Source organism: Cytobacillus sp. GQ23 (assembly GCF_059758675.1).
Genome location: NZ_JCAXER010000012.1, coordinates 100204 through 112980, shown reverse-complemented (window position 1 = coordinate 112980; position 12777 = coordinate 100204). Strand labels below are relative to the sequence as shown.

Below are 12777 nucleotides of genomic sequence, written 5' to 3'. Positions count from 1 at the left end.
CTCCTTAGTCTTGTGAATATTGATTAATAATGTCTAAAACGTCAGCAGCTGCATCAGCAGTCTGCAATTTTTCAAGGTTGTCGCTGTCAGACAGCATTTTGGACAGCTGGGATAATGCTTTTAAATGGGTTTCATTATCGATGGCTGCCAGCACAAAGAATAATCTAACCTGATGCTCCGGCTTTTCCGAAAAAGCACAGCTTTCTTTTAATTGCAGAAAGCTCATTCCCAGCTTGTTCACACCAGCTTCAGGGCGGGCATGAGGAAGGGCAATTCCCGGTGTGATGACAATATATGGCCCCATCTTATTCACGTTTTCGATCATGGCATCAATGTAATCCTGGCTGATGGATTGATCGGCCAATAGCGGCTGTGACGCCATTTGCAGTGCATCCTGCCAGCTTTGGACTGAATCTGCAAATTGTATCTTATCGGCAGTTAAAACTTCATTTAACATTGGCTTTTGATCCACCTCACTTTTCGCTTCTTTATTGGACTGATAGTAGGCTTTTAATTCCTGAATCAGCATGCTTTCATCTTTTATATCTGCATGCTTCCGGATAATGTCCATCAATGCGTCTATGGTTTCTGATTTCGGCTTTTTTTCTGATGCCTGTACCTGCTTAAGCAGGGATTCCTTCTCGGACGGGTTAAGAATCGGATTTACAATAAACACCGGGATCTGTTTCCGGGATACTGGCGTGGTCGAAATGACAAAGTCCAGATCAGCCAGGGAGGCTTTCTCATATTCACGGACAGTGTATACATGTGCCACATCGACGAATGGCATGAGGTCTTCAATTTGTTTCTGAAGTATTCGGGACGTGCCGATTCCGCTGGCACACACCACAGCCGCTTTTTTGCGAGCTTCCACTCTGACGCCTTCTTTATCAATCCAGCCCCCAAAATGCATTGCTATATACGCCACTTCATCATCCGATACTTTTTTGCCAAGCACGTACTCAAAATGATGAACTACTTTTTTGGTTAGGATAAACAAATCCTGATAAGACTCCTGTACAGATTTGGATAATGGATTCTCCAGGTCGATCCCATATTTAATCCGGAAATACGCCGGTTTTAAATGAATCAATAAATTCCGTTCAAGTTCCTTCCGGTTTTGAAAAAATACGCATGCATACTTCTGAAAATCATCGACCATTCTGACAGCCATTGATTTGAGGATAGCAAGGTCCTGGTTCTCGAGCTCATGTGTATCATAGTCGCTTATCTTGGCCCCTAACAGATAGGTTGCAAGATAGCAGGCTTCATCATCAGGAACCTCCAATCGGAAACCGCTTTCAATTTTCCTGCAAATAAATCGGGCAGCGGTGTACTCTTTAGTTTCTTTGATGACCTGTTTTTCAACCGGATCCATCTTGATGTATTTTCCCTGGCTGAATCTTTTGATGAGCATAAATATATGGGCGGTTAGCGTCTCCATCACATCATCTGTGTAATGAACACCGGAAAAGGATTCACTTTCATCCAGAATTTCATAGATGGTCTCTAAATCAGTCCGCTGAAACATTTCTGGCGACAGTCCAGGCGTGTCCTGGATGGTTAACTGAACTTCTGATAATAGATCATTCCAGCCGCGATTGGTTAGAACCTGTGTTAAGCAGTAAATCAGCATTTTCCGCTTATCCTGCTCTTCACCGGCGATATAGTATCCTGAAGATTTATGAAAAATCAACTGAACCTGAAACTGGCTTAGCTGCTTTTTCAATTCCTTGATATCAGCCAGAAGCGTACTCCTGCTGACACCCAGCTTATCCATCAGATCCTGCAAAAAAATGGTTTTCTCGCGGGTCAGGATGAGGATGGCAGTCCAGGCCATTCTTTCTTTGCGCGAAAACTCATAGCTGCCTGCTTTATCAAATGAATGAAGCCGCTGTTTAATCTGCTGCTTTTCTTCTTCATCGAGATAAAATCCAGCAGCACGGACATACTTCAGCTCATCTAAGCCTTGGTCTTTCAGCCAGCTATTAATTTTGTCAATATCATAATAGACAGTCCGCTTGGAAATCTGTAATTCTTCCATTAGCTCCTGTGGAGAAACATGTGAAGGCGCATGGACCATTTTCGTCAAAATCGTCATGCAGCGCTGGTCAAGAATCATCGGGAGCGCTCCCTCCTTTACCTGATTCTAATATCATAAGTTTGCAAACATCAGACTCTAAATTCATTGAATTGTCTGCTTACTGAGTATTATACTCCTGTATTGCGCAAAATGAAGTCCGAATTCTGTAAGGAGTTTTTTGCAAGAGTTGGACTTAAGGTTTATCAGCTGGAATAAAAAAACTTCCTGACTGAATAGGAAGTGGTGTTTTACTTATTCATTTTCGTTAACAAGGCGGCCTTCGGCATCATAAACGGCAGTCTCAACCGGCAGTTTAATTTCATCTTTCTCGAAAACAGCATACCAAACTGACAAGTTTTCCCGCACCCAAAAACGGGATGGCTGGATATTGCCTTCACTGTTAATGACGATGGTCTTCGCTTCATCCTCAGCCAATCCATATATGATGGCAAAATCCTTTTCAGTCTTATGATCTGCCCGCCAGTCAATCGGTCCCCTATCTCCTTTTTCCTCACTGAACTCCTGGTAATCCATGATAGGATATATGAACTTCTTAAACTCTGTAAACTCCTGATTGGTCAGGACAGGGATAATGCCTGAATTTGTTTCTGCAAAAACTAAGCGTGAATGGGGGTCAAATAAAAGAATCCGCTGGCAGTCTTCGCCAAATTGTTCTGATACTCTTTCGCAGATGCTCTTTTCCAGGGAAACAGCAGGAATAGCAGGCTTTGCAGGTTCTGCTGTACGTGAAGCCAAAACATAAATCAGACCGAATATTAGTCCTAAGCTGAGTACAGCCAGCAAACTTTTTTTCATCTCACTTCCTCCCTCTAATTCTTATCATATTATATTTTTCTAGAAATAAAAGCTTAATAAAAAAACGAACCCCGAAAGGTCCGCTTTAAAAATCAAAACTCAAAGTTAATCAAATTCTCGCGCTTCTCCTTCAGCCCTTTCACAGTCCCCTCATAGCTGAGCAGATCCCCTGTAAGAGTTTCATTCCGATTCTTGATCATTCTTGTGACCTCATCCGGATTCGGTCCTCCCTGGAGGCTGCGGATCTGTACAAAGTATTCTGGAGAAATGATTTTCTTCCACTCATCCTCTGACAAGGACACGGGAACATATCCCTGAATAATTTCATTTACATCCGCCACTCTCCAGTCGCACAGCTCTTTCTGATCTTTCACGGTTTGTTTCGAAATATAGCTGGCAATGGAGTGGGCTTTCCGGAATGGGATGCTGTAGTCTCTTGCCAGGGTGTCAGCCAGTTCGGTGATCGTGATGCACGATTTTTTGGCCATTTCTTTCGCATGCTCTTTATTGACCTTTAATGTAGCAATCACGGCGTACATCAGCTTTAATACCCGATTCGCATTATTAAAAGCGCGATACAGATGGGGCTGCAAATCATCTTCAGTATCGACTATATCACCGAATGGCGTGTTATGAACCATGTTCATGGCTGCATATGCCTCACCATAGGCACTGCTGGCAATGGATCTGGAATGCTCAATGGAAACCGGGTTCCGTTTTTGAGGCATAATGCTGCTTACCTGCACGTAAGGATCCGCCACCTGAAAGGTGCCAAACTCTCTTGTTACATGCTGAAGGAAATCCTGAATCCACCGGCCGGTATTCACCATGCAGGTCATAAGAGCTGATGACGTTTCCAGAAGATAATCTGCACCTGCAATTGAGTCATATGAGTTTTCAATTATCCCTTCAAAACCCAATAAGTCACGGGTGCGGTCTCTGCAAATTGGGAAGCCGGTCGTTGTCAGGGCTGCAGCACCGAGTGAAGATTTATTTACAGTTTTATAGGCAGCCCACAGCCGGCTAATATCCCTTTGAAGAACATCATAAATAGCGAGCAGATAATGCCCCAAAGTGGTCGGCTGGGCCGGCTGTGTATGGGTATAGCCGGTCATATAGGTCTCTTTATGCTCTTCAGCCTGCTCCAGCAATGCCTCACTAAGCTGATAGGCATTGCCCAAAAGCTCGAGGAGGTGTTCTTTCAGGACCAGCCGGTACATCGCGATTCCCATATCATTTCGGCTCCGGCCAATATGAATTTTCCCAGCCAGCTCATCACCAATCTCCTCTCCTATTTTCGCTTCCATCATAAAAAATAGATCTTCAAATTGAGGCTGATAGGATAGGGAGCCTGGGTCTGACATTGCCACTTTGTTTATTCCCTTCAGCATGGTTTTTGCTTCATCTTCCGGAATGATTCCTTGTTCTGCCAGCATGATCACATGTGCCCGGTGAATATCGAACATAGCATGGAACAGATAGTCCCGCTGATCATTAAATACGGGCATCAGCAGTTCTTCTGCATATGTTTTGCCGGGAAACACATGGCCTTCCTTATTAATAAAATCTTCTAATTTGCTCATTATTTCAACTCCGTTTTAAGACAAGAATTCCGCCTAAGCTGGTGGAGCACTTTCTATGAACATAGTATATGCATGGACAATCAAAATGCTGATAGTGCACTTATCGTAAACGGCAGTCCATCCACTGAGAATATATCATTTACAAGGGGGCAGTACAGGCTCATGCGGATCTCCCTTTAATTTCTCAATGTGATTCAGCGCACATCCACCCTCTTCTATATATTGTAAAATATTCCTGAAGAGAGGTGCCATGATGGAAAAGAACTGGTCTGTTTCCCTGGAGCAGGGGGAGTATGAAACAAATATAGATCTGCTGATCAATGATGCTATGGCAGCTGTCAGCCAGACAACAAAGGGATATTATGTAAATATCGTCACACCGGCTAAACTGGGAAATCCAAATGACTACTTAACAGATGTTTTGCACTTGCATTTTGGAAATACAATAGACTCTCAGTTTATTGATCAATGCGGATGCGGGGGTTACGTTTTAAGGGTATGGAAAAGCAAATGAAGGATCTTACTATTTTATGTGATTATAAGAATCGGCAGGTTATTTTAAATTATTATTACGAAGATGAGCTTATCACCCGGGATGGTACGGACTTTGATTCCATCTATGTACATCAAGGCATCGTTTATTTTATAAAACATAAAAAGCAGGTTTTGACCATAAACTCGAGGAAGTATCGAAATGCATTGATTGGTGAGGGATTTCAGAATTATTATGTTATGCGGAATGATAAGGAGCGCTTGGATATTTATATTCCTTAGAGAGGAGCTACAAAGGCTTTTGCAGCTTTTTGCATAATACACAGCCTCCACAATAAATCAGACCCGCCAAACCTGGCGGGTCCTTCTATTTAACTCACTTTAAACCTCTTAATAGAATCCAGCAATTCCTCCGCCATTCCCGAAAGTGAAGCAGCAGATGCCGCAATTTCTTCCATGGACGCCAGCTGCTCTTCTGTCGCAGCGGATACATCCTGGCTTTCGGCTGTCGTAACAGCAGCAATTTCTTCGATTGCGTTTACAAGTTCTACCACCTGGTCAGCACCTTCGGCCATGTCCCTGATGGATGTGGAAACTTCCGCGATCTGGCCAGAAACGGTGTCTGCAAATTGCTGGATGTGGCTGAAGGCATCACCTGCATTGTTCACAAGGTCTATACCTTTTTCCACTTCAGCTGTTCCTTTTTCCATTGATGAGATGGCTTTGCTTGTGTCCGTTTGGATGGTTGAGATCAGCTCGCGGATGCTTTCGGTTGACTTGGACGATTGCTCTGCAAGCTTGCGGACTTCATCAGCTACCACGGCAAAGCCTCTTCCGTGCTCGCCTGCTCTTGCAGCTTCAATGGCGGCATTTAGTGCAAGCAGGTTTGTCTGGTCAGCAATTGCAGATATCACGTTGACAATCTGGCCAATTTCCTCCGAACGCTTTCCTAATGTATGGATAATAGAGCCTAATTCAGAGACTGTTACATTAATGTTTTTCATCTGGTTCGTGGAAAGGTCGATCGCTGTATTTCCTTTTACAACCACTTTATTTGTCTCATTCGCCGTTTTGGCCACGACATTTGTGTTACTCATAATTTGCTGAATTTGGCCCGACATTTCTTTGACGACAGTCGTGCTTTCTTTCACTTTTTCTGTCTGCTGCTCAGTTGCAGAAGCTACTTCCTGAATGGAATTGGCCACCTGTTCTGTTGCCATGTTGTTTTGCTCCGAGCTCGCCGTCAGCTGTTCTGATGATGCTGCCAGATGGACCGCTTTTTCACTAACCTGGTTGATCAGCTGCTGCAGCGATAGAACCATCTTATTAAAGCTTTCACCCAGTTTGCTGATTTCATCTTTGTTCCTGACAATAAACTTCTGGGTCAGATCCCCTTCGCTGACTTTATCGGTTGCCGCGATGAGCTGATTGAGCGGTCGCGTTATTGAACGGACAATAATATAAGAAACCAGTGCACCCACAAGTACGAAGATAGCAATAAATATGACGGTCGACACTAAGATAGGCTGAACAGATGCCGTTACTTCCTCCACGTTCATTGTCCCAAGAACCTTCATGCCTGTCAGGGCATCGGTGGTAAAATGCATCTCTTTCTTTTCGCCATCAAGCGTGTACTCCACCTGCCCCTTTTCCTCTTCCAGGACTTCCGGCAGCCAGCTGCCTTCTGCCTGTGTGCCCGGCTTCTCCTTCGGGTGCACTAAAAAGCTTCCCTCTGCGCTTAAAATTGCTGAATAACCCTCTTTTCCAATTTTAATATTATTGGAAAGCTCACTAAGAGCAGATAAACTTAAGTCAATTCCAATAACACCAGAGCTGTCTCCAAGCTTTTGGGCTACAGTGATGAGGATATTTCCGCTGACAGCATCAACATATGGCTCTGTGATAAAGGCTTTTCCCTTTGCCTCCATTGCTCCCTTATACCAGGGGCGTGAGGTGGCATCAAAGTCAGACGGCAAATCTGCACGCGGGTAGATGACTAAATCGCCATTTTCAGAACCGGCATAAATAGCCACGGCCTCCGGATGAAGCTCTTTATACTGGCTAAAGGCATTTACCGTACCCTCCAGTTCACCCTCTGTATAAAAATCCTTTTTGATCCTTTTTGAAAAGTAATTCGCATCCCCCATCTTAGGCTTAATAAAGCTGATGATAAATTGATCAAGGATCTTAACATTCTTATCGGCACTCATGGAAATCTGGTCCTTTATCTCATCATGTGCCTTCTGATAGGATATGCAGCCGATTGATATAGAAGGAATTAATAGAATAATAATAAATGATAGTAATAATTTCTTTCTAATCGTAAATGAAAACAGCGACCCATTTTTTTTCTTATTTTTCAGCTTCATGATTTGGCCCCTTTAAAAACTTAGTAATTTACCGCCTTCACCTGCGAGATGGCACCTTCCAGCTTCTCATCAACGACTCTGGCATCGTCTATATGCCTCTGGATCAGTTCGTTCACTTGGTCAAAAACCGACTTTGTATCCGCAATCTCACCTGCCACCTCCCGGGAATACCCCTTCTGGATGTTAATCATTTCCATCACTTCACTGACTTCTGATTCCACTGCATGGATAATGTTTGTGATCGAATCAATTTTACTGGTAGTCTGGCCGCTCAGGGACATGCCGTCTTTAATTAATTCGGTGCTTGCGACAGTTGAGTTCAGTGTGGCTTCAATATCATCCTGAATATTTTTTGTCAGGGAGCTGATATTTGCCGTGCTTGTCGCAGTGCTTTCGGCCAGTTTCCGGACCTCATCCGCTACGACCGCAAATCCTTTTCCCTGTTCCCCGGCGCGTGCCGCTTCGATGGATGCATTCAAGGCAAGAAGGTTCGTTTGCTCCGCAATATCTTTGATGACCTGAACAATCATCTCGATCTCTTTTGACCGTTTGCTTAACGCCTCCATTTTCTGTGAGTTCACTTCAAGCTGTTCTCCCAGCTGCTTAATCAGCTGTTCAGACTTGCTGACAGATCCGCGCCCTTCCTCCGAGCTTTTGACCATCTCTTTTGCAGATTGAATCAGATTTCCCCCTTTATCTGATAAAGTGAGGCTGTTTGAAAAAGTAGCTTCGCTATGCCTTTTTACATTTTCAAAACCGTCTTTTATTTTCAGAACCAGGTCTCCCAGCATATAGTGCTGACCATTGACGATCTCATGCTGGCTTACTGTAGTTGTCAAATCTTCATTAAATGATTGAATCAGTGTCTGATAATACTTTTCTCTGCGCTGAAACTCGTCTTCAGCCAACTGGAGTTTTGCTTCCAGTTCCCGCTTTTCGTCCTCCAGCTGCTTTAACTTTCCTTTTCCGAACATCCTTATCTCCCCATCTCCTATATACTCCTTTATTATATCGACAGAATACGTGAAATTTTGTGACCTTTTTCACTCTTTTTTAAAATATATAGGACTTTGTAATTAACAAAAGTCTCTTTTCGTTTAAATTATTGTTTATCCTCATTAATGTCTTCCTGTTGATTTCCGCTCCAGGATGCTCGCTTTCCGCGGGGCGGGCGCTGAGCCTCCTCGACGCTTCGCGTCTGCGGGGTCTCACCTGTCCCGCTACTCCCGCAGGAGTCTCGCACCTTCCGCTACAATCAACTCAGAAAATATAATACAAAAAGCATCAAACCTTGCAAAAACAGCCTAAAAAAAGAGACACCTGCCTAATATGGCAGGTGCCTCTTCTCTCTTATTTTTACCAGCGTGCAGTCAGCATCTTTCTCCTCGTATAGAATTCAACACCATCCGTTCCGTTTGCGTGAAGGTCTCCGTAGAAGGAGTTTTTCCAGCCGGAGAATGGGAAGAAGGCCATTGGCGCCGGTACGCCGATGTTCACTCCAAGCATGCCGACCTCGATGTTTTCTCTAAAGTAGCGGACGCTGCTTCCGCTGTCAGTGAATAAGCATGCTCCGTTTCCGAAGTCGGATTTGTTCGTAAGCTCGATCGCTTCTTCAAGGTTTTTCACACGTACTACAGAAAGTACCGGTGCAAAGATTTCTTCTTTCCAGATTTTCATAGATGGATCTACATGATCAAAAATCGTTGGTCCGATGAAGTAGCCGTTTTCGTGGAAGGCTTCATCTTTGCGGCCATCCCGGACAAGGGTTGCTCCTTCTTTTTCGCCAATTTCAATGTAATTGCTTGTGCGTTCCTTGTTTTCCTGGCGGATGACTGGGCCAAGGAACACATTTTCATCCAAGCCGTTTCCGATTGTCAGCTCACTCGCCTGCTCATTTAATTTAGCTACCAGCTCGTCGGCAATGGAATCCACGGCCACTACCACCGAGCAGGCCATGCACCTTTCACCTGCTGAACCGTACGCAGCAGCGATAATTTCCTTAACTGCACCATCAAGGTCTGCATCTGGAAGCACGATTGAGTGGTTCTTGGCACCAGCCAGCGCCTGAACGCGTTTGCCTTTTGCTGTTGCTGATTTGTAAATGTACTCGGCCACAGGCTGAGAGCCAACGAATGAAATCGCCGGTACATCCTGATGGTCAATCAGGGTGTTTACCACATCATGTGCACCATGAACAATATTGAATACTCCAGCAGGAAGCCCCGCTTCTGTGAACAGCTCTGCCAGGCGGTTAGCAAGGATTGGCGTTCTTTCTGAAGGCTTTAAAACAAATGTGTTGCCGCAGGCAATCGCAAGCGGGAACATCCAGCACGGAACCATCATCGGGAAGTTGAAAGGCGTGATCCCGCCAATAACGCCAACCGGATAGCGGTACATGCCTGATTCTATGTTTGTCGCAATATCCGGAAGCTGCTTACCCATCATGAGGGATGGAGCACCTGCTGCGAACTCCACACATTCAATTCCCCGCTGCACCTCGCCATAGGCTTCTTTAAAGTTTTTGCCGTTTTCTTGTGTAATCAGCTTTGCCAGCTCGTCCCAGTTATCTATTAAAAGCTGCTGGTATTTAAATAGAATTCTCGCTCTTTTGGGCACCGGCGTTTTGCTCCAGGTTTTAAAAGCTTGCTTGGCTGCCTGAACGGCGTTATCGACATCTTCACGTGTGGAAATCGGTGTGCGGGCCAGCTCCTCGCCAGTTGCAGGGTTTGGCACCACTTCGAATTTATCCGTGTTGGCATCCACCCATTCGCCATTGATAAAGTTTTTTAATACCGTTGTTGTTGTCGCTGTCATAAGTAAAATCCCCTTTCAAAATTAAAAGATAGAATATAAGAATATTGCCAGGAATAGTACAGCCGTTGGCATTGCTACACTTAAAATAAATATTGGCCAGTAGGCACGTTTGTGGGTTTCTCCGCATATCGCCCGGATTGTTGTCACCACATAGCCATTATGCGGGAGTGAATCCAAGCCGCCGGATGCAAGCGCTGAAATCCGATGCATAGCACCCGGGTCCAGACCCTGAGAGAGATACATTGGCGCCAGGATCGGCAGTGCAATCCCCAATCCGCCGGATGCCGAACCGGTAATACCGCATATCAGCGTAACGGCTATCCCCAGTCCCATTAATGGCGGCCCCGGGATATTTATCAGTGCATCCACGAACGTATCAAACGCGGCAACCTGGGCTGCAACACTTCCAAACCCAACAACCGCACACGTATTAGCGGCTGCGACTAAGGCATCCTGGGCACCCTTGGCAAGTGCCTCCCAAAATCCGACCAAATACTTCATCATCAACAGACAAGCAAGAACGATGCCGCTGGTTAAGGAAATTAATGCGGCAGCTGTCGAAGAAGTAAAGTTGGCAGCCGTATTTAAAATCGCAATTACCGATGCCAGCGGCAATATGGCCAGGATGACATTCGGATAATCCTTCACTGCCGGAGCTGCATCCGGCCTTTGCATTTCCACCTCAGATTCAAGAGCTGCTGCCGATTCATTGGCACCGGACGGCTGATTCGGCAAGGAGAATACCTCCCCATTCCGAACTGCTTTTTTCACCATTCTGCTAAGTAAAATACCACCTATAACCATGATCAAAAGAGCCATTAGCGCCCCGATAATTCCGCCTGCTGTCGGCTTTGTTCCAAAAAACTCTGTTGGAATCAGGTTTTGGATCTCCGGTGAGCCCGGTGCTGTCATCGTAAAAGATATCGATCCAAACACCAATGCCGCCGGGATGAAACGATGCGGCAGATTGGCCACTCTAAATAGGGAAACAGCGATTGGATAGACGGCAAAACCTACTACAAATAGGCTGACGCCTCCGTAAGTCATAATCGCCGCTGCTGCCACGACGGCAAATACCGCTTTTGATGGTCCAAGTGTATCCTTGACCCAATTTGCGATGCTGTCAGCCGCCTTGGTTACCTGCATAATTTTTCCGAATATGGCACCCAATAAGAAGATGAGGAACCATGAGTAAAAATATCCTGTAAACCCTGTCATATAATGCTCTGTCAGGGCTGTTTCAAGGTTTAGCCCTCCTGTAAGAGCAACTACAACTGCACTGATAATGGCGGCAATAATAATATTTACGCCTCTCATCGTTAAAACCATTAATAAAATCAGCGAAGCGATCAACCCGAGCATCCCAATCATCCGTATGTCCCCCTGTTACACTTTCTCTGTCTCAGAAGAAAACTGGTAATTATAGCAAACATGGTAAAGCTCTTCGAGTTCGTTTTTATTCGGAACTCTTGGGTTGTTGCCGGGGCTGCCGCTGTCGATGGCGTCGTCTGCCATCTTGGCCACTGCACTCTTAAATGCTTCCTCGTCAATACCCCATCCTCTTAAGTTAGGAATATTTAATTTTCGGCAAAGCTCTTTGACGGATTGAACAGCCACTTCCGCAGCTTCTTCATTGGTAAGGCTTTCATCATCAGGCTGAAAAATCCGGCCGATATCCGCTAAGCGGTCCACACATGCCTCCTGGCTGAACTCAAGAACAGCCGGCAGGAGCATGGCATTCGAGATTCCATGAGGAACGTGGAATAATGCGCCAATCGGACGGCTCATGCCATGCACAAGACATACCGATGCATTTGAGAACGCCATTCCAGCCTGCAGAGATCCAAGGCTCATTGCTTCCCGGGCATCGACATTGTCCCCTTCATTGTAAGCGGTTAATATATTTTCCACGATCAGCTTCATAGCCGATATCGCCATTGTGTCTGTCATCGGATGCGCCTTTTTGGAAAGATACGCTTCGACCGCATGACTTAGCGCATCGACCCCTGTTGCGGATGTGACATTCTTTGGTGATGAAAGGGTGAGCAGCGGATCCACAATCGCAACATTTGGCATAAAGGCGGGCTGTTTGATCATCATTTTGACATCATTGGATGAGTTTGTGATGACGGTTACATCTGTCGCCTCAGAGCCAGTCCCGGCTGTGGTCGGAATCGCTATGTGGGGAACCGGCGGATTCTGAACCAGTTTCTTCCCACCCATATACTCGCCGATATAACCGCCATTTGTTGCTAAGACTGCTATGGCTTTGGCTGTATCGATACAGCTGCCGCCGCCTACTGAAATGACAAGGTCACATTGCTGTTTTTGAAACAGCTCGAGCGCTTCTGCTACATACTCATCAGTTGGCTCTGATGCTACCCCGAGATATACCTCACTTTGCACGCCAGCCTCCTGAAGATAGGTTCTGCATTCGCTTACATATCCTAGCTGGTCCATTATTTTATCGCTGATTATTAATGCGTTTTTCCCTTTGAGTGCTGCTTCCTCGCCAACTTTTTCGGAAGATCCCCTTCCATAAAAAATCGTTTCCGGCACCCGGAAAACTGCAGGTTTCTCCATAGAACATCCACCCCTTTTTTTATTACCTTTATAACTT

General features: G+C 45.3%; 10 protein-coding genes. 2 read left to right on the top strand and 8 right to left on the bottom strand.

Annotated elements, in window-relative coordinates; all coding sequences use genetic code 11:
- Positions 1-4: 4 nt before the first annotated feature.
- From AC6CHU_RS12000 to argH, 3 genes are all read right to left on the bottom strand, one after another.
- Positions 5-2122, bottom strand: coding sequence for a BglG family transcription antiterminator (locus tag AC6CHU_RS12000; protein WP_498121793.1), 2118 nt, complete (start codon positions 2120-2122; stop codon positions 5-7).
- A 213-nt stretch (positions 2123-2335) separates the two neighbouring features.
- On the bottom strand, positions 2336-2899 hold the full coding sequence (locus tag AC6CHU_RS11995; protein WP_498121791.1) for a hypothetical protein: 564 nt from the start codon (positions 2897-2899) through the stop codon (positions 2336-2338).
- A gap of 92 nt (positions 2900-2991) precedes the next feature.
- Entirely contained in the window at positions 2992-4482 is a 1491-nt protein-coding gene (argH, locus tag AC6CHU_RS11990) for an argininosuccinate lyase (protein ID WP_498121789.1), read from the bottom strand.
- Positions 4483-4735: 253 nt separating this feature from the next.
- On the opposite strand from argH, the gene AC6CHU_RS11985 reads away from it, so the two are divergent.
- On the top strand, positions 4736-4996 hold the full coding sequence (locus AC6CHU_RS11985; RefSeq protein ID WP_498121787.1) for a CGCGG family putative rSAM-modified RiPP protein: 261 nt from the start codon (positions 4736-4738) through the stop codon (positions 4994-4996).
- Positions 4981-5256, top strand: a complete 276-nt coding sequence (locus AC6CHU_RS11980; RefSeq protein WP_251283352.1) for a hypothetical protein — start codon at positions 4981-4983, stop codon at positions 5254-5256. The genes AC6CHU_RS11985 and AC6CHU_RS11980 overlap by 16 nt, the downstream gene beginning before the upstream one ends.
- A gap of 89 nt (positions 5257-5345) precedes the next feature.
- Here AC6CHU_RS11980 and AC6CHU_RS11975 read toward each other — a convergent pair whose 3' ends face one another.
- The 5 genes from AC6CHU_RS11975 to AC6CHU_RS11955 form a co-directional block, all read right to left on the bottom strand.
- The gene (locus AC6CHU_RS11975) at positions 5346-7343 is read right to left on the bottom strand and encodes a HAMP domain-containing methyl-accepting chemotaxis protein (RefSeq protein WP_498121785.1); all 1998 of its coding nucleotides are present in this window, start codon (positions 7341-7343) and stop codon (positions 5346-5348) included.
- 20 nt (positions 7344-7363) lie between these two features.
- Positions 7364-8317, bottom strand: coding sequence for a methyl-accepting chemotaxis protein (locus AC6CHU_RS11970; RefSeq protein ID WP_498121783.1), 954 nt, complete (start codon positions 8315-8317; stop codon positions 7364-7366).
- A gap of 382 nt (positions 8318-8699) precedes the next feature.
- Entirely contained in the window at positions 8700-10157 is a 1458-nt protein-coding gene (locus AC6CHU_RS11965; protein WP_498121781.1) for a CoA-acylating methylmalonate-semialdehyde dehydrogenase, read from the bottom strand.
- A 21-nt stretch (positions 10158-10178) separates the two neighbouring features.
- Positions 10179-11528 (bottom strand): GntP family permease, encoded by a 1350-nt coding sequence (locus tag AC6CHU_RS11960; RefSeq protein WP_159863111.1) that lies wholly within the window; start codon positions 11526-11528, stop codon positions 10179-10181.
- 15 nt (positions 11529-11543) lie between these two features.
- Positions 11544-12740 carry an iron-containing alcohol dehydrogenase gene (locus AC6CHU_RS11955; RefSeq protein WP_498121779.1) on the bottom strand — a complete coding sequence of 399 codons (1197 nt, stop codon included), beginning with the start codon at positions 12738-12740 and terminating at the stop codon, positions 11544-11546.
- Positions 12741-12777 lie beyond the last annotated feature (37 nt).